General features: G+C 41.4%; 19 protein-coding genes. 5 read left to right on the plus strand and 14 right to left on the minus strand.

Annotation, left to right across the window (positions count from 1 at the left end; all coding sequences use genetic code 11):
• Positions 1-2: 2 nt before the first annotated feature.
• Both ALE3EI_RS03430 and ALE3EI_RS03435 read right to left on the minus strand, forming a co-directional pair.
• The gene (locus ALE3EI_RS03430; protein WP_186990865.1) at positions 3-734 is read right to left on the minus strand and encodes a geranylgeranylglyceryl/heptaprenylglyceryl phosphate synthase; all 732 of its coding nucleotides are present in this window, start codon (positions 732-734) and stop codon (positions 3-5) included.
• The gene (locus ALE3EI_RS03435; RefSeq protein WP_186990867.1) at positions 735-1,373 is read right to left on the minus strand and encodes a 4'-phosphopantetheinyl transferase family protein; all 639 of its coding nucleotides are present in this window, start codon (positions 1,371-1,373) and stop codon (positions 735-737) included. It lies immediately after the preceding gene.
• Positions 1,374-1,480: 107 nt separating this feature from the next.
• Between ALE3EI_RS03435 and ahcY the strand changes: the two genes are divergently transcribed.
• A complete protein-coding gene (gene ahcY, locus ALE3EI_RS03440; RefSeq protein WP_186990869.1) occupies positions 1,481-2,797 on the plus strand; it encodes an adenosylhomocysteinase in 1,317 nt (438 codons plus the stop codon).
• A gap of 260 nt (positions 2,798-3,057) precedes the next feature.
• Complete coding sequence (locus tag ALE3EI_RS03445; RefSeq protein ID WP_186990870.1) at positions 3,058-3,690, plus strand: transglutaminase domain-containing protein; 633 nt, start codon at positions 3,058-3,060, stop codon at positions 3,688-3,690.
• Positions 3,691-3,743: 53 nt separating this feature from the next.
• Here ALE3EI_RS03445 and rpmA read toward each other — a convergent pair whose 3' ends face one another.
• The 8 genes from rpmA to mutY form a co-directional block, all read right to left on the minus strand.
• A complete protein-coding gene (gene rpmA / locus ALE3EI_RS03450; protein WP_186990872.1) occupies positions 3,744-4,007 on the minus strand; it encodes a 50S ribosomal protein L27 in 264 nt (87 codons plus the stop codon).
• 35 nt (positions 4,008-4,042) lie between these two features.
• Positions 4,043-4,780 carry a 50S ribosomal protein L21 gene (gene rplU, locus ALE3EI_RS03455; protein ID WP_186990874.1) on the minus strand — a complete coding sequence of 246 codons (738 nt, stop codon included), beginning with the start codon at positions 4,778-4,780 and terminating at the stop codon, positions 4,043-4,045.
• Between the two features lie 125 nt (positions 4,781-4,905).
• Positions 4,906-5,367 carry a DUF4199 domain-containing protein gene (locus ALE3EI_RS03460; RefSeq protein ID WP_186990876.1) on the minus strand — a complete coding sequence of 154 codons (462 nt, stop codon included), beginning with the start codon at positions 5,365-5,367 and terminating at the stop codon, positions 4,906-4,908.
• Between the two features lie 70 nt (positions 5,368-5,437).
• A complete protein-coding gene (locus ALE3EI_RS03465; RefSeq protein ID WP_186990878.1) occupies positions 5,438-6,316 on the minus strand; it encodes a DMT family transporter in 879 nt (292 codons plus the stop codon).
• 133 nt (positions 6,317-6,449) lie between these two features.
• Positions 6,450-7,001: a gliding motility lipoprotein GldD gene (gene gldD, locus ALE3EI_RS03470; protein WP_186990880.1), complete on the minus strand. Its 552-nt coding sequence runs from the start codon at positions 6,999-7,001 to the stop codon at positions 6,450-6,452.
• A gap of 1 nt (position 7,002) precedes the next feature.
• On the minus strand, positions 7,003-8,322 hold the full coding sequence (locus ALE3EI_RS03475; RefSeq protein ID WP_186990882.1) for a gliding motility-associated protein GldE: 1,320 nt from the start codon (positions 8,320-8,322) through the stop codon (positions 7,003-7,005).
• A gap of 21 nt (positions 8,323-8,343) precedes the next feature.
• The gene (locus ALE3EI_RS03480; RefSeq protein WP_186990884.1) at positions 8,344-8,799 is read right to left on the minus strand and encodes a single-stranded DNA-binding protein; all 456 of its coding nucleotides are present in this window, start codon (positions 8,797-8,799) and stop codon (positions 8,344-8,346) included.
• A 68-nt stretch (positions 8,800-8,867) separates the two neighbouring features.
• The gene (gene mutY, locus ALE3EI_RS03485) at positions 8,868-9,929 is read right to left on the minus strand and encodes an A/G-specific adenine glycosylase (RefSeq protein WP_186990886.1); all 1,062 of its coding nucleotides are present in this window, start codon (positions 9,927-9,929) and stop codon (positions 8,868-8,870) included.
• Positions 9,930-10,068: 139 nt separating this feature from the next.
• Between mutY and ALE3EI_RS03490 the strand changes: the two genes are divergently transcribed.
• From ALE3EI_RS03490 to ALE3EI_RS03500, 3 genes are all read left to right on the plus strand, one after another.
• A complete protein-coding gene (locus ALE3EI_RS03490) occupies positions 10,069-10,362 on the plus strand; it encodes an HU family DNA-binding protein (RefSeq protein WP_186990888.1) in 294 nt (97 codons plus the stop codon).
• A gap of 328 nt (positions 10,363-10,690) precedes the next feature.
• On the plus strand, positions 10,691-12,235 hold the full coding sequence (locus ALE3EI_RS03495; protein WP_186990890.1) for an Rne/Rng family ribonuclease: 1,545 nt from the start codon (positions 10,691-10,693) through the stop codon (positions 12,233-12,235).
• A 248-nt stretch (positions 12,236-12,483) separates the two neighbouring features.
• Positions 12,484-12,984, plus strand: a complete 501-nt coding sequence (locus ALE3EI_RS03500; protein ID WP_186990892.1) for a regulatory protein RecX — start codon at positions 12,484-12,486, stop codon at positions 12,982-12,984.
• 57 nt (positions 12,985-13,041) lie between these two features.
• Here the strand turns inward: ALE3EI_RS03500 and ALE3EI_RS03505 are convergent, their stop codons facing one another.
• The 4 genes from ALE3EI_RS03505 to ALE3EI_RS03520 form a co-directional block, all read right to left on the minus strand.
• Positions 13,042-13,920, minus strand: a complete 879-nt coding sequence (locus tag ALE3EI_RS03505; RefSeq protein WP_186992277.1) for a cupin-like domain-containing protein — start codon at positions 13,918-13,920, stop codon at positions 13,042-13,044.
• Between the two features lie 125 nt (positions 13,921-14,045).
• Positions 14,046-14,678: a fibronectin type III domain-containing protein gene (locus tag ALE3EI_RS03510; protein WP_186990894.1), complete on the minus strand. Its 633-nt coding sequence runs from the start codon at positions 14,676-14,678 to the stop codon at positions 14,046-14,048.
• 63 nt (positions 14,679-14,741) lie between these two features.
• Positions 14,742-15,836 carry a biotin synthase BioB gene (bioB, locus tag ALE3EI_RS03515; RefSeq protein ID WP_186990896.1) on the minus strand — a complete coding sequence of 365 codons (1,095 nt, stop codon included), beginning with the start codon at positions 15,834-15,836 and terminating at the stop codon, positions 14,742-14,744.
• A gap of 73 nt (positions 15,837-15,909) precedes the next feature.
• Complete coding sequence (locus ALE3EI_RS03520; RefSeq protein ID WP_233279990.1) at positions 15,910-17,070, minus strand: beta-ketoacyl synthase N-terminal-like domain-containing protein; 1,161 nt, start codon at positions 17,068-17,070, stop codon at positions 15,910-15,912.
• Between the last annotated feature and the right edge of the window lies 1 nt (position 17,071).

Below are 17,071 nucleotides of genomic sequence, written 5' to 3' on the forward strand. Positions count from 1 at the left end.
CGTTATTTTACAATTTTCCTGTCCTGTAAAGCAGAGGGATATTCAAAAGCAGTTCCCATCACCACCAGATCGGCACCCGCATCATAAGCGGCCTGCTTTTGTGCTTCGGTTCTAATCCCGCCCCCAACCAATAACGGTATGCTAATTGCCTCTTTTACTGCCGCGATGATCTCGGACCGTACAGGATTCAACGCCCCGCTTCCTGCTTCCAGATATACCAGTTTCATTCCCAAATACTCTGAGGCAGTCGCTGTATCCACTATGCCTGTTATATCATTCTGAGACATAGGTGATGTCCCGGTGACCCCTTCCACAGCCGAAATATTCCCGCCGTCTATCAATAAATACGCGGTTGGGATCACTTCCAACTCGGTTTGTTTTAAATGTTGAACCGCTTTGATCTGCTGCCCTATAAGGTATTCGGGGTTTCTTCCAGAAACCAGCGACAAGAACAACAACCCGTCTGCATTAGGGACGATCTGTGATACATCACCGGGAAACAATACAATAGGCTTTGCGGTAAAAAGCTTCAGCTTATCAATAAGATCCTTTGTCATTCCATAGGGAACGGTACTTCCACCTACAAAGAGCATAGCAGTATGAGAAGGAAGTTTCCGAAGAAAAGTGGCAGTATTTTCGATATCAAATTTATCGGGATCGATAAGGATCGCAAGACCGTTTTTTATTACGTTTAGCCTGCTTAATATGGTTTTTTTCACTGTGTGACTCTTCATCTAATTTGCTTCAGAAATTAAGGCATAGGCACAGGTAAACCCGTCAAATTCAAGAAACCACACATTATAGGTCTCCGATTTGTCTTCATAATTCACGGTAGAAGTCGTTGTCGTCTCATCCAGCGCGAAATCTTCAACATAGATATGCTGTAAAAAGCTAACCCCCTTTTCCGCAAAACTCTTGTACAATGATTCTTTGGCACACCACACTATGGTGAGCTTCCGCATGATGGCGTCATCGTTGGCCAGCGTGCGATACTCTTCTATAGGCGTGAACTTATGCGCGATCCTTAAGATCTTAGGGCGTTGTTTTTCTATATCGATCCCAACTTCTGTCGGACTAATAATAATTGCCGAAAAAATAAAAGAGTGGGTGATCGAAATATGTTTATCATCGGTTAAATGCGGTTTTCCGTTGTCGTCGTAATACAAGTCATGATCTGTATATCCCGCTGCTGCCAATAAATGGCGTACACTCATAAATCCGCGGCGATGCAGATCACTTTTCATCCCTTCCACCCGTCTCGCGCAGTTTGAGGTAAGGTCAATTCCTTTGCTAAGCGATTCGAAAGACTCTTCTATCTTCCAAATGAGGACTTTAGTCGAATCGTTAACTGTTATAGTTTTGTAAAGTGGCATAAAATGTTGCGGATATTACGTACTTTTGCAGTCTGAAAACCCGAAAAAAAATTCGGACTTTTATAAACAGATGCCCGATAACACGGGTTTAAAACAAATATAATAATATGTCTACTAAAACAGTGCCTTACACAGCGTATAAAGTAAAAGATATTTCCCTTGCCGATTGGGGGCGTAAAGAAATTGAACTGGCCGAAGCAGAGATGCCCGGATTAATGTCGCTTCGTGAGGAATATAAGAACGAACAACCCTTAAAAGGTGCGAGAATTGCAGGGTGCCTACACATGACCATTCAAACGGCTGTATTGATCGAAACACTTCAGGCCTTGGGTGCAGAAGTAACCTGGAGCTCATGTAATATCTTCTCTACTCAGGATCAGGCGGCTGCAGCTATTGCCGCTACCGGAACTCCGGTGTATGCCTGGAAAGGAATGACCGAAGAAGAATTTAACTGGTGTATCGAACAAACCTTGTTCTTTGGTGAAGAGCGAAAACCGCTTAATATGATCCTGGACGACGGAGGTGATCTTACCAATATGGTATTCGACAAATATCCCGAGCTTGCAAGCGGAATTAAAGGATTGAGTGAAGAAACCACCACGGGAGTTCACCGTTTATACGAAAGAATGAACAACGGAACACTGGTAATGCCCGCTATAAATGTGAACGACAGTGTTACCAAATCTAAATTCGATAATAAATACGGATGCCGCGAGAGTGCTGTAGATGCCATTCGACGTGCTACCGATGTAATGCTTGCCGGAAAACGCGTTGTTGTGTGCGGATACGGGGATGTTGGTAAAGGTACAGCGGCTTCTTTTAAAGGTGCCGGTTCTATTGTAACGGTTACCGAGATCGATCCTATTTGTGCGCTACAGGCTGCCATGGACGGTTTTGAAGTGAAAAAACTGGAAACCGTACTGGACAAGGCAGATATTGTGATCACCACTACCGGAAATAAGGATATCGTAACCGGAGCGCATTTTAAGGCAATGAAAGACAAGACCATAGTGTGTAATATCGGACATTTTGATAATGAGATCGCCGTATCCTGGTTAAACAAGAACTATGGCGATACCAAAGTTGAGATCAAACCTCAGGTGGATAAGTACACCATCGATGGCAACGACATCATTCTATTGGCCGAAGGACGATTGGTGAATTTAGGATGTGCTACGGGACACCCGAGTTTTGTGATGAGTAATTCATTTACCAACCAAACTCTGGCACAGATCGAGTTGTGGAAGAACAGTGATAAATACGAAAACAAAGTATATATGCTACCAAAACATCTTGATGAGAAAGTAGCCAAGTTACACCTTGAGAAAATTGGTGTAGAGCTTACCGAACTGCGCAAGGAACAAGCCGATTATATTGGCGTAAATGTTGAAGGACCGTACAAGCCGGAATACTACAGATATTAATCTAATTATTGTTCTAATACGAAACGACCCTCGCAGCGATGTGAGGGTCTTGTTTTTTAGGGCAATTACTACTACGGTAAACCTTCGTAGTACCGCGCTTTCCGCTGTATCTCAGTAGTAATCGTAAAGCGAGCTTCGCGCTACTTTATCGGCACTACAGAGGATGCCGCTGCAATCGCTATTGCAAAACAACTTTAACAGGTTTACGCTCACTAATTTGAATAAATTTTCGTTATGCTGTTATACTAATGCATTTGACGTTGAAAAAACTAAGTATTTTCCTTTTAATGGTCTTCATCGGCTTTTCGGCTATGGCTCAGACTTCACGAGCTAATACGAGCAGGAAACAAGTCATTTCAGAAAAGACCACCACCGGAGCTCTGGCACGTGCCATTACAAAAAACAGCAAATCGGATGCTGAGAAGGTTCAGGCGATTTTCTACTGGATCGCAACAAATATTTCATACGATCACGAATTGCAAAACAGCCGATCCCTCCAACAGGAGATCTATCGTTCGGAAGAAAACGTTATTAAAAATGTATTGCAGCGAAAAAAGGCGCTTTGTGGAGGTTATGCTTTTCTGTTTAAGGAATTATGTGAACGCGTGGGGATTTCTTCCGAAGTAATCCACGGTTACAGTAAAAAATACAGTGGGAAAGTGGCTAAAGACCCAAAAGTGGATCACTCCTGGAATGCCGTTAAACTAAACGGAAAATGGCAGCTGCTGGATGTGAATTGGGCTGTGAGTCAGAAGTTGAATTCAGGTATCAACACTTACTGGTACTTAACGCGCCCCGAGCATTTTATCTACACCCATTATCCCGAAGATCCCAGATGGACCCTCTTAAAACATCCACCATCCCGGTCCGAATTTCTGGGTGCCTCCAAATAAAAAACCCTTTCCACAATAGTGAAAAGGGCCTATATCTTAAAGAATAACCCGTCTTAAGCTTCTCCGTTAGTAACGATAGAAACGTATGATTTGTTATCTTTTTTCTTAGTGAATTTTACAGTACCATCCACTTTAGCGTGCAACGTATAATCCTTTCCGGCATATACATTTTCACCCGGGTGATGTTGTGTACCTCTTTGTCTTACGATGATATTTCCGGCAACGGCTGCTTGTCCACCAAAGATCTTAACACCTAAGCGTTTCGATTCCGATTCGCGACCGTTCTTAGAACTACCTACTCCTTTTTTGTGAGCCATTTTCTTTCGGTTTTATAAGTTATACCTAAGCCGGATTATTTTTTGATCCCGCCGTCTAATTTGTCTTGTAAAGCTTGTAACTCATCCCATTTACCGTCGGCAGCTAATTTTGCCTGCTCCGGCCAAGTGTCGGTTACTAAATGTGCCAATCTTGAACTTGCTTCGGTTAATACCTCGCTAAGCTTTTCAGATTTAGTCTTTGCTACTTTCGCAAAAGTATCAATTCCCGCATTTACCAATGCTTCCATTGCTTTAGGTCCAACTCCTTCGATCTTTTTCAAATCGTCGGCCTTAGATGCTTTAGCTTTGGTTTCAGTTTTCTTAGCTGCAGGCTTTTTTGCTTCAGCTTTAGCCTTAGGGGCTGCTGCTTTAGTCTCAGTCTTAGCTGCTGCTTTTGGCTTTGCTTCGGCAGGTTTTTTGTCGTCCTTGGCTTTCGCGTCGGCCGATTTCTTCTTAGCTCCTGAAGCGGCAATGCTTTCGATCACGATTTCAGAAAGAGATTGACGGTGACCATTCTTCACCTGATACCCTTTTCTTCTTTTCTTTTTGAAAACAATAACCTTGTCACCTTTTAGGTGTCTTAAGACTTTAGCTCCTACAAGAGCTCCGTCTATAGCCGGGGCGCCAACAGTTACTTTGTCACCATCACCAATAAGAAGGATCTTGTCGAAATCGACTTTTTTGCCTTCCTCAGTAGCTAAACGGTGTACAAAGACTTTCTGGTCTTTTGCAACTTTAAATTGCTGCCCTGCTATCTCTACAATTGCGTACATAGCGTAACGTTTATTAATTAAATTTATACTTCCCTCAAGGGGTTTTACCCTCCAAAGCGAACACGGTTCGCGAAGGCGGGTGCAAATATAATTTTAAAAACGGAATTCACAAAGTGTTTTTGCGCTTATTTAGACATGGTATTTCGCTTACCCTCAGGGGTATTCCAGGATTCTTTTAAAAGCTGCATAAATGCCAGGGTGAGCACTAGTGTGGTTGAAAAGCCCATCATCACAAGAGAAACTATAACGATAAGTGCTCCTTTATTAAAATTTAGCCCCCATGAATCCAGGATAGCATGGGCGAACTGAGTGTCTATCATAAAGATATAAACCGACATGAATATTGCGAACAGTATAGTTGCAATACCTCCTGTAAATAGCCCCAGTTGAAATCCTTTTTCATATTTAAAATTGGATTTATTTGCTTTATATGTCTTCATCGCCAGCAGAATCCCGGCGCCAAAGATCACAGCGTTCGCAGCACTTAAAACCGGGTACTGATGCAACCCCAGAACTTTCGTCAATAAAAAGTATGCGATCAAAGCAATGGCTATTCCAATTCCGTATTTTAAATATACTTTTTCCATAGTTATATGATTTCACTACTTAAAATTCGGAAAAAAAAACAAGAAGTCCTTAAAATTTACAGATTATTAACTATGTACGATTCCGTTTATTGGCCATATAAACCCCTAATAAGATCACAGAAGCCGCAAAAATCTGCATAAAACTAAAGGCTTCACCGTCTATCAATCCCCATATTACGGCAATAACAGGCATAGTGTAAGTAACCGAGGACGCAAATACGGGACTGGATATCTGTACCAGTTTATTGAAAATGACCTTGGCGATGGCGGTCCCGAATAAAGATAGGATGGCAACAAAGATTGCTGAGCGCTGCATGGCTTCAGATTCGAGGATGCTCCCAAAAAATCCACTGTAATACAAAATTACGAAGGATGGAATACAGATAAACAGAAAATTCCCCGTGGTTACGGCAAGGGCACTTATATCATTGAGATATTTTTTAATGATGTTGACGTTAAGTGCATATCCCAGAGTTGCTATGATAATAAGTACGCTGTACCAATAATTCTGATTAGGGTTAAAGTCGGCACCTACCAAAATCAGAATTACCGTTCCAACCAACCCGATCACCACCCCGAATATCTGACGCCTCGTACTTAAAATTCTAAAAACTAGAACTCCTATGATCACGGTTGCCAAAGGAGTTAGCGAATTTAATACCGAAGCTATGGCACTATCGATATGGTTCTGCGCCATCGCGAACAGAAAAGGCGGGAAAAATGAGCTTACAAAGCCCGAAATCGCAACCCACTTCCATTGCTCCTTCCTAATTTGTTTGAGAGTTTTAAACCCCACCGAAAATAAAAATACAGAGGTCAGTACGATCCGAAAAGAGCCCACCTGATAGTCGGTGAGACCCACCAATCCCTTTTTAATGAGTATAAACGAACTTCCCCAGATAAGTGATAAAATAAACAGGTAGAGCCACTTTAACTGATTGTTGGTCATAGGAAGTTCTTAAGGCACAAAAATGGGTAAAATAACTGAATCCTTCGCTTCAGCTTCCATAGATATTTATGATAAAATCATAGGAATATCTTTCAGTGACTGAATACTAAAAAGTATTCAATTAACGGCGGGTCTACTTCCAGTTAATGGTTTCCATGATACGCCGCATATCGTTCCGAAGATAAATAACCGCCGGATAGAGAGAATCGAAATTGGGTTTGGTTTCAAAATACACCGACCCCGTCATAAAGTGACGAAGACTGTCGGTAACATAGAATTGTGACTGAGTCGCGGCATTACCGTCTATCATATAAAACATTCCGAAGACTTTGTTTATACTGTCAACCCTGGGTTGCTCGAAAATAGCGTCGGCCTTTATATTATGGTCGTAGGTAAGCTTTTGCGCATCGAATAATAAGGAGTCGAGATTGCTGTTTTGTATGGGCTGATAGGTAAGGTAAACGGTAGCCTGCATTTGAGGGTAATGTAAATTAATAGCGCAGTTCTTCTTATGAAGCAGCGTTGCCATATTGTTTTTCTCGAATGAAAACGGGCAATCGGAAATGACCGTATCGTAGATCGCTTTAGGATATTCCAGGCGGAGTTTCGCCGCCGGTTTAACCACCACTTCATCCTTACAACCTAAAACAAAGAATAAAGAAAACAGTAACAGTAAATAGCGCATATTAGCTTGTGATAGACAGTTTAATTTGTTTGATCCGTTTGTTGTCGAATGCTTCAATAGTAAACGCATAGTGATGAAAGGATATTATCTCATCCTTTTTCGGGAATCCTTTGGAGATCTCCAAAAGAAAACCGGCCAGTGTTTCAGATTCTCCTTTTTCATCCTCAAAAAGCTGAGGGTCCTCCAGTTTGATCACCTTATAAAAATCCTTTAGCGGGGTCTTACCTTCAAACACAAAGTTGCTGTCATCCAGTTTTGAGAACACCAGATCTTCATCGTCAAATTCATCACTTATTTCGCCTACGATCTCTTCTATAATATCTTCCAGAGAAATTAATCCACTGGTGCCTCCGTATTCGTCCACCACTATAGCGAGGTGCATTTTCATCTCCTTGAATTCGTTGAGAAGATCGTCCAGCTTCTTGTTCTCCGGCACAAAGTAAGCCTCGCGTTTCAACGAAGTCCAGTCCAGTGTTTTTCTATCGATGTAAGGCATCAAATCTTTTACATACAATATACCGGTAATGTTATCGATACTATCTTCGTAAACCGGAATTCGAGAATATCCCCTCGCAATGATCTCGGGCATGATCTCCTTATAATTCATATCCTCGTTAAGCGCAAAGATCTCCATTCGCGGTTTCATCACCTGTTTGGTGTCCATATTACCGAAGGTAACGATCCCCTGAAGTATCTTCTGCTCTTCATGGGTGGTATCGGCTTCATTAGTTAAGGCCAGAGCCTGTGATAACTGATCTACACTAATGTTGGATTTTTGTTTCCCGAATTTATCTTGCAGATAGATGGTTGCAGAGCGCATAGGCATACTCAATGGCGTAAGCAAAGTATCCAACACGTTTAAGGGATAGGCCATAAAAGACGAAAATGTGAGCTTGTTCCTGCTGGCATAAACCTTTGGCAGGATCTCTCCAAAGAGTAGTATTAAAAAAGTCACCAATCCAACTTCTACGACAAACCGAAGATTTATTCCGTAGAATACCGAATTGATATCGTCAAAAAACACATCGGTTAAAGAGTCGAACAGCAGTACGATGGCAATATTTATGGCGTTGTTGGCGATGAGGATGGTCGCCAATAATTTTTTGGGTTTTGAAAGAAGTTTCCTAACGATCTGCAGTTTCTTAGGCGGATTCTTTTCTTCAGTGCCTTCGAAGTCTGAAGTAGTCAAGGAAAAAAATGCAACTTCGGCACCGGAGATCATTGCAGAACAGATCAATAAGACTACCAACATAACCAGACTGGTGATCTGCGGGAAAGTAAGTAACGCTATTAAGAGTAAACTTGGAGGTTCTGTATCCAAAATCAGGCGTTTGGTTAGACTTTAAAACGGAAGATCATCATCGTCACCACCTATAGACTCATCGGTTTGTGACTTGGAAGGCTGAGAAACAGGCTGCTCATTCGCAGCATTGTTTTGAGGAGCACCGGGCGAACTTTCGTTCTTCGGAGTTAAAAAAGTAAAGTCGGTACAATGAATTTCAGTACTGTATCGATCCTGACCCTGATCATCCTGCCACTTACGGGTTTTTAAACGCCCTTCTATATACACCTTATCGCCTTTGTTCAAATATTTTTCACAAATCTCGGCAGCCTTATTCCGAACCACGATATTGTGCCACTCCGTGTTATTTACCCGTTCACCGGTAGTTCGGTTGGTATAACTTTCATTCGTTGCGAGGGGAAATCTTCCTATACTGCCACCACCTTCAAAATAGTGCATTTTAACCTCATCACCCGTATGCCCAATTAGCATTACCTTATTAAGTGTTCCACTCATCTCAATTAAATTTTAAATAGTATACAAAGGTACTTTTTGTGTTTTAAATATAGGTATTTTTTCAGTTTTTAAATAGCGGGGAAGTCGGAAATAAAATTTTCTATCAGTACAGGCACGGCATACTCTTTTATAGAGCTAATGGGGGTGCCATCGCACGCTATCGTATTGGTTTCGACGATCCAGAATTTTGTGATTAAATGCTGGTGAGATAATTTATGAACCACCGGCTGCTCATTGTACAGCGTTACAGAGGCAATTTCGAATTTTTTGGAGAAGGATTGAAAATCCCGATGCGAAAGTAGGGATTCAATAGCTAATTCTTCGGAAGTTTCTATAAGAGGAAATTCGTAGAGTTGTTGCCATATTCCTTTTTTAGTACGCTGATTTAAAATGGTTTTATCGTCTTCGGAAAGAATCACCAGATAATTAAAATGGCGCTTTCGCACAGCAGCTTTTTTTAGCTTCACCGGCAATTCAGAAACAGAATTCGTATTGAAGGCGACACATTCCTCCTTAAATATACAGGTACCGCATTCCGGATTTTTAGGCACGCAGTAACGCGCACCAAATTCCATAATGGCCTGATTGTAAGTTCCGGGTTGTTCAGGATCGAGATAAAGCTGAGCCAGTTCTTTAAACACCCTTATTCCGGAACTGCTGTTTATGGGCAGATCAATTCCCAACACCCGTGACAATACTCTGTAAACATTGCCATCGACTACGGCGGTAGGCTCATTATAGCAGATGGATGCAATAGCGCTGGCAGTATAATCACCCACCCCCTTTAGCTTCAGTAACCCCTTAAAATCCGGAGGAAACCTCCCGTTAAGTTCGCTATGGATGTATTTTGCTGTATGATGAAGATTTCTCGCTCGGGAATAATACCCCAACCCCTGCCATAATTTTAAAACCTCTGCTTCAGTAGCCATTGCAAGGTCTTTAATTGTAGGAAATGCCTTGGTAAATTTTAAATAATACGGAAGTCCCTGTGCCACACGTGTTTGCTGCAGTATGATCTCCGATAACCAAATAAAGTACGGATCATTCTTCCCCCGCCATGGCAGATCACGTTTATTGTGTAAATACCAGATTATGAGTTTTTTAGTAAATAAAGGGAGCTTTTTTGGCATATCGCTAAAATAGTGGTTATCTAATTATATTTTAATGCGTTACCGTTTGAATATTTGATTTTAAAATCCGTATATTTGCCGTCTTGAAAAAAAATTGAAAACCTAAATTAGTATAATTAAATTAAAAGGAGTTAAAGAAATGACGAAAGCAGATATCGTAGCGAAAATCTCAGAAAAACTAGGAATGGAAAAAGGTGATGTTCAGGCAACTGTTGAAACCTTTATGGATGAGGTAAAAAATTCACTGGAAGGTGGAGACAATGTTTATCTTAGAGGATTTGGTAGTTTTATCATTAAAACGAGAGCCGAAAAAACCGGAAGAAACATTTCCAAGAATACAACGATCAAGATTCCCGCACACAACATCCCCGCATTTAAGCCGGCAAAAATATTTGTCGAAGGTGTAAAAACCAATGTTGAAGTAAAGAAATAATAACATGTCCCCGTCTTAGGGCGGGGTACTTTAAAAAATTAAAATATGCCTAGTGGTAAAAAAAGAAAAAGACATAAGGTAGCAACGCACAAGCGCAAAAAAAGAAGACGCGCTAACCGTCACAAGAAAAAGTAGTTTATCACTACTTTTTTCATTTGATACCAAAAGTAAAACGTTCTTTGAAAATGAAATTGCACACTCTACGATGTGAAGTAGTGTAATTTCGACGGGTTTAATACTAAAACCTGTGATAAATTATTGTTTAATCCATCTGTTCTGTACTATCCAATTAGTAAATGGAAACGGAACGGATAAAAATTAATGAATCGTGAACTACGAATTAATTATCAGATCCAGTTCACAAGAAGTTGATTTTGCCCTTTTAAAAGATGGAAAACTTATTGAATTAAATAAGGAGGAAGAAAACAACAAGTTCGCGGTAGGAGATATTTATCTTGCCAAGATCAGAAAAACAGTTCCGGGCCTCAATGCCGCATTTGTAAATGTGGGTTACGAGAAAGATGCATTTTTGCATTATCACGACCTGGGACCTAAAGTTGCTTCCTTATTGAAGTTCATTAAACGTGTAAGCACAGGTAAACTTAGAGACTATTCTCTAAAAGATTTCCCATTTGAAAAAGAGATTGATAAAAACGGAGGCATTAACGACGCCCTTAAATCCAATCAATCTATTCTGGTACAAATAGTAAAAGAACCCATTTCCACCAAAGGTCCTAGAATAAGTTCAGAGCTGTCAATAGCCGGACGATATATTGTTCTGGTGCCGTTTTCGGACCGGATTTCTATCTCTCAAAAAATAGAATCCAAAGAAGAAAAGGACAGGTTAAAACGCTTAATTACAAGCATAAGACCTAAAGGATTTGGAGTGATCATACGCACTGTAGCAGAGGGCAAAAAAGTAGCAGAACTGGATAGAGATTTACAAAATCTCGTGGATCGCTGGACAGCGATGTGCAAAAAGCTACAAGGAGCACACCATCCTTCAAAGGTGTTGAGTGAGTTAAACAGAGGATCATCGATGATCAGAGATGTTTTTAATGACAATTTTACAAACATCCATATAGACGACGAAGCTTTGTACTTACAAATAAAAGATTATGTGCAGGAAATCGCACCTAATAAAGAGAATATTGTTAAGTTATATGATTCTAAAGTTCCCATTTTTGAAAAATTCGGGATCGAAAGACAGATTAAAACTTCCTTCGGAAAAACAGTATCTGGCAGTAAAGGAGCCTATCTGGTGATCGAACATACGGAAGCCATGCACGTCATTGACGTGAACAGCGGTAACCGTAGTAACAAATCGAAAAACCAGGAAGATACCGCCCTCGAGGTCAATTTAATTGCCGCGAGCGAAGTAGCAAGACAATTACGTTTACGGGATATGGGAGGCATAATCGTTGTCGATTTTATCGACATGAGTCATGCCGGAAACCGCAAAAAACTCTATAATCACCTTCGTGAAGAGATGAAGGACGACAGAGCAAAACACAAGATCCTACCCCCCAGTAAATTCGGGTTGATTCAAATTACCCGACAACGCGTAAGGCCTGAAATGAATATTAAAACTCGCGAAGAAGACCCCAACATTGGTGTCGACGGCGAGATTGAAGCGCCTATCATCGTTGTACAACGAATTACCGAAGAGCTTAAAAGACTCTTCAAAAAAGACTATAAAAAGATTACGTTAAATACGCATCCTTTTATAGCAGCCTTTTTAACAAAAGGATTTCCATCTGTGCGAACCAAGTGGTTCATGGAGCACAAAAAATGGGTTAAAATTCAACCTAGAGACGCTTACACGTATCTTGAATATCACTTCCTCGATAAAAACGGAGAAGAGATAAAATAAGAATTACCCTCCTTGGCGTAACGTTATGGAGGGTTTTTTTATGTCCTTTTTTAGGGCGTTCCAGTGAAGTAAAACTTCGTTTACTTCCCTGTCGGGCTTTCCGGGCTACACGCTTGCCCGCCAAAGCGAGCGAAGACGAGGTAGCTTCCTTCAATCCCTAACGCAGTGTTTAAAGAACCTTCAAGTTAAAATCTGAAACCGGCTGCAGAAATATTCTTAAGAAAACACCAATCCACTTCCTTCCTCATATGCGGAATTTTTATCTTCGCATAGTGTCCACTCATACTACATATACCGTTGAAGAAGCCAAACGCCGTATGGAACGCTATTGCGTTTATCAGGAACGGTGTCATAAGGAGGTAAATCAAAAATTACGGGATATGCGAATGATCCCGGAAGCTATCGATATAGTTATCCATCATCTTTTACAACATGATTTCTTAAACGAATCCCGCTTTTCACAGGCTTTTGCCAGAGGAAAATTCAGAACAAAGAAATGGGGGAAAAAACGCATCATTCAGGAGCTCAAATTCAGGAATATTTCGCAATACAACATCAAACTGGCACTAAAAGAGATTACCGATCCGGAATACTTCAACACCTTTCACAGCTTGGCCGAAAAACGCTTTGCAAGTCTTACTTCAGAAAAAGACCTTCAGAAAAAAAGAAAAAAATTAGCCGATTACCTGCTCTATCGCGGTTGGGAGAGCCATCTGGTGTATGAAAAGATCAAAGAACTCATCGGGTAAATAAATCTAAGTAAATCTCAAACTGCCCACTGCAAACTGTTCTCTGCCAACTGCCTACTACGAACTACCAATCCCCTCCATCTTCAGCTTTCTGTGAGTACGCCTAATAGCCTTTTCATTCTTGGCATCAATCCAGTCCTGTCCTTTTATGCGCCTCATCATATTATCAAAATGGCGCATAATAAAAATGTTGTAAAGCGCTTTTCCAAGATTCTTCGGATTACGCGCAATTGCCCGTAAGCTCATAGAAAACCCCGGAGTGATATAGCGCATATAATGCCAATATCCTTCAGGCATATACAATACATTTCCATGCTCCAGATGGGTTTTAAAACCCTTCACTTTTTTCAATGCCGGCCACTTATCGTAGTCCGGATCGGCAAAATTGATATCCTCTCGGGTAATAAGTGAATGCGGAACTTTATACAGAAAGTCATTTTGGTCCTGATCGAATAATATCACCTCCTTTTTTCCGTGAAAGTGAAAATGAAAGATGTTCGCCAGATCAATATCGTAATGCATAAACGTATAGCTGTCTGTCCCGCCAAAGAACAACATAGGCAATCCTTTCATAAGCTTTATACCAAAATCAGGATACGTAAAATCCTTTTGTAATTGTGGTATTTCCTTTAAAATATTCCACAGGAAGATACGGTATTTGGTAGGTTCGCGTTTTAGCAGCTCTATATAGTCTGCCATTTTCATCTTCGCATGAGGCTCATTAAAACCATCCTTATAATCTACGGGTCGGTCGTCGTATAAGGGGACTTCCTTTTCTCCTGCTATGTGAGCCATATAGTCTAGATCCCATTTTACATACGCAGGCCAATCCTCAATAAGACGTTCAATAACAACGGGCTTTTGAGGTTTCAAATATTTTTTGCGAAAGTCACCGGGGGTGATCGTTTCAACTCTGTCTATTTCCTGTAATTGCATAAATGGTTTCGATCGCATAAAAATACAAATCTTCACGCATATAACATTCACTTAGCATCGAGGATTCTATAAACACAAAAAGGCCGGTCTTTAGACCGGCCCGTGCAACAATATATGTCAATGCCTTATGGAGTGGTCGTAACCACTAGGGCATCCGAATATTCACTGAATCCGTCCGAGCCACAATTGGCACGTACGTAGATCTCATAAGTGGTAGAGGGTGATAATCCGGTTATAGTATAAACATTCTGAGAGGTCTCAACTACGGTTCCCGTACCTATGGTAAATCCGGAAATTCCGTATTCGATCTGCCAGGCCGTTTCGTTATTTTCTAACCAACTAAATTCTACAGTACTCGAAGTAATTAGTCCTAAACTAAGGTCTGATGGTGCGTTACAATTCGGATTCCCGGTTAAGGTCACAAAACTTATAGAGATATAGTCACTAAATCCATCCGATCCGCAGTTGGAACGCAAATAGACTTCGTAACCGGTTCCGGGTTCCAGTCCGTTTATTAGATAACTAATTTGTGAGGTCTGGATCACAGTTCCTGTTCCCAGTTCAAAACCTGTTGGCCCGTATTCGATCTGCCAGGCAGTTTCTCCACCGGTACCCCAGCTTATCTTTACATTGGTACTCCCTAATAGATCGATGACCAAACCATTGGGATCGGCACAATTGGCGTTTCCATTATCGTCATCCTTATTACAGGAAACTACAGCTACTGCCAACAGTAGCACTAAGACTAAATTTTTCATAGAATTAACTTTTGTTTGCTTTAAAACGAACAGGATTGAAATTTATTTAATAAGATCGAAAATTTATTGAGCCGCCTTTGCTTTTTGCTTGGCTTCTTCGTTACGCTCTATAGTATGTCCCGGACGGGTCCATTTTGGCTTTTCTCCCATAGGTTGTAATACAGAATGAGCTGCCTCAACTGTTTCAGGTTGTGCCTTTTTCACAAAGGGCGCCATTGGCTGTAGCCCCAATGTTTTAAACATTTCCATATCCTCATTTACATCGGGATTTGGCGTGGTCAACAATTTATCTCCTGCAAAAATAGAATTTGCCCCTGCAAAGAAACACATGGCTTGTCCCTCACGGCTCATCCCGGTGCGTCCCGCCGACAGTCGAACTTGTGTTTGCGGCATTATGATTCGCGTAGTGGCAACCATTCTTATCATTTCCCAAATAGAGACCGGCTCTATTTCTTCCATAGGGGTACCCTCTACGGCCACCAAGGCATTTATGGGAACCGATTCGGGTTGAGGATTTAATGATGCTAATGCGACCAGCATCCCTGCACGGTCTTCCAGCTTTTCACCCATGCCTATAATTCCTCCGCTACAAACCGTAACATTGGTCTTTCTCACATTTTCAATGGTGTCCAAACGGTCTTTAAACGCACGTGTGGAGATCACATCCTTATAGTAATCCTCACTGGTATCCAAATTGTGGTTGTAGGCATATAATCCTGCCTCTGCCAGACGTTTTGCCTGATTCTCGGTGATCATTCCCAAAGTACAACACACTTCCATATCCAGTTTGTTAATGGTACGTACCATTTCCAAAACCTGATCGAATTCTTCTCCATCCTTAACATTTCTCCATGCCGCACCCATACATACTCTGGAACTTCCGGAAGCTTTCGCCCGTAAAGCCTGTGCCTTAACCTGCTGCACACTCATAAGATCATTTCCTTCAATATTCGTGTGGTAACGAGCCGCTTGCGGACAATACCCGCAATCCTCCGGACAGCCACCCGTTTTGATAGACAAGAGCGTAGATACCTGCACTTGATTGGGATCGTGGAACTCTCTGTGTATTGTTGCTGCTTCGTAAAGTAACTCCATTAAGGGTTTATTGTAAATTTCCAGTATCTCTTCTCTGGTCCAGTCGTGTTTTATAACCTTCATAGTTGATCTTGTTTAATTATGGGCCGTAAATCCCTGTGCAGACTTCAAAAATAATTAAAATAAATACGAATTCTCAAGGTTTGGAAACAATTATACTAACAGCATTTCCACCAAAACCAACTGCGTTTACCATGATCGATCGAAGCTTTTTCTGTTGTCCTATGCTGTTGTAAAAAGGATTTTCTATCCACCTGTTACGCTGAAGCATCAAGACCGCCATTTCCACACTCATCATCCCACTGGCACCAAAAGTATGCCCAATGAGCCATTTGTTTGAAGTGAGTAACGGGCGCTTTCTGTTAAATACAGTATCAATAGCATTTAGCTCTGCCATATCGCCCTTTACCGTTCCCGGAGCATGCATCACAATACCGTCTACAGTGTCCATGCCTGCATTCTCGAGTGCCATTTTCATTGACTTCTGTAAACATGCTGCATTTTCTGAAATGGAACTCCCGTGTTCCAGCTTTTCTGAAGCAAATCCATAGCCGGCGATCACTCCAATGGCTTTAGCATGCTGTCCTTTTGCTAAAACCGCAACTGCCGCCCCCTCTCCTAAAACCATAGAATTACGTTTCTTATCAAATTTCATGGACTCACAAGCTATCGCATTACTTTTCCTGGAGTACAATTTTAACGCATCCATCTGCGCAAAAGTAAAGGGTGTTAGTGCCGCTTCGCTTCCACCTACCAAAAAGACATCGGCCATCCTTGCTTCAAGCCAGGCTATCCCGTTTAACATGGCGTGCATGGCTGTAGAACAGGTCACCGAATGTTCAATCTCAACGCCTCTAATTCCCAATTCCTGGCCCACCCATGAGGATATGTTCCCTAATGTGGAAGTCGGGGAAGCATAAGCAGAAACCTTGCCTTCCAATCTGTACTGATTGTGGTACTGTTCAAATAATGCAGTAGCACCTCTCGAAGACCCGATGTTAACACCCACTCGTTTTTCTGAAAAAGCTTCAGGCAAAAAAGAACTTTTCGCGGCAGCTATAGCGAGTAAAACGGTGCGATCCAGTTTTTTATATCCAGTATTTTCCTTCTGAAGTTGCTGTAAAGCAGATTCTCCATCAAAAGTAAGCTTAGAAACCCATCTCGGTTTTTCTGAAAAAGATCCGTCGTTGTCTCTCATTTCGGTAAAAAGGGGAGTTCTTGCGTTATAGGATCTCCATATCTCTTCCGAAGAAACTCCTAATGCCGAAATGGATGCAATGGATAAAATACTGATCAAG

Origin of the sequence: Constantimarinum furrinae, from assembly GCF_014295415.1 — a bacterium.
In the GTDB taxonomy this organism is placed as follows: domain Bacteria; phylum Bacteroidota; class Bacteroidia; order Flavobacteriales; family Flavobacteriaceae; genus Constantimarinum; species Constantimarinum furrinae.

Coding starts and splice junctions, on each gene's coding strand:
- ALE3EI_RS03460 (WP_186990876.1), bottom strand. CDS start 5,367: ATGGAAAAAGTATATTTAAAATACGGAATTGGAATAGCCATTGCTTTG.
- ahcY (WP_186990869.1), top strand. CDS start 1,481: ATGTCTACTAAAACAGTGCCTTACACAGCGTATAAAGTAAAAGATATT.
- bioB (WP_186990896.1), bottom strand. CDS start 15,836: ATGAAGGTTATAAAACACGACTGGACCAGAGAAGAGATACTGGAAATT.
- mutY (WP_186990886.1), bottom strand. CDS start 9,929: ATGCCAAAAAAGCTCCCTTTATTTACTAAAAAACTCATAATCTGGTAT.
- ALE3EI_RS03510 (WP_186990894.1), bottom strand. CDS start 14,678: ATGAAAAATTTAGTCTTAGTGCTACTGTTGGCAGTAGCTGTAGTTTCC.
- gldD (WP_186990880.1), bottom strand. CDS start 7,001: ATGCGCTATTTACTGTTACTGTTTTCTTTATTCTTTGTTTTAGGTTGT.
- rplU (WP_186990874.1), bottom strand. CDS start 4,780: ATGTACGCAATTGTAGAGATAGCAGGGCAGCAATTTAAAGTTGCAAAA.
- ALE3EI_RS03465 (WP_186990878.1), bottom strand. CDS start 6,316: ATGACCAACAATCAGTTAAAGTGGCTCTACCTGTTTATTTTATCACTT.
- ALE3EI_RS03435 (WP_186990867.1), bottom strand. CDS start 1,373: ATGCCACTTTACAAAACTATAACAGTTAACGATTCGACTAAAGTCCTC.
- rpmA (WP_186990872.1), bottom strand. CDS start 4,007: ATGGCTCACAAAAAAGGAGTAGGTAGTTCTAAGAACGGTCGCGAATCG.
- ALE3EI_RS03505 (WP_186992277.1), bottom strand. CDS start 13,920: ATGCAATTACAGGAAATAGACAGAGTTGAAACGATCACCCCCGGTGAC.
- ALE3EI_RS03490 (WP_186990888.1), top strand. CDS start 10,069: ATGACGAAAGCAGATATCGTAGCGAAAATCTCAGAAAAACTAGGAATG.
- ALE3EI_RS03430 (WP_186990865.1), bottom strand. CDS start 734: ATGAAGAGTCACACAGTGAAAAAAACCATATTAAGCAGGCTAAACGTA.
- ALE3EI_RS03500 (WP_186990892.1), top strand. CDS start 12,484: ATGCGGAATTTTTATCTTCGCATAGTGTCCACTCATACTACATATACC.
- ALE3EI_RS03480 (WP_186990884.1), bottom strand. CDS start 8,799: ATGAGTGGAACACTTAATAAGGTAATGCTAATTGGGCATACGGGTGAT.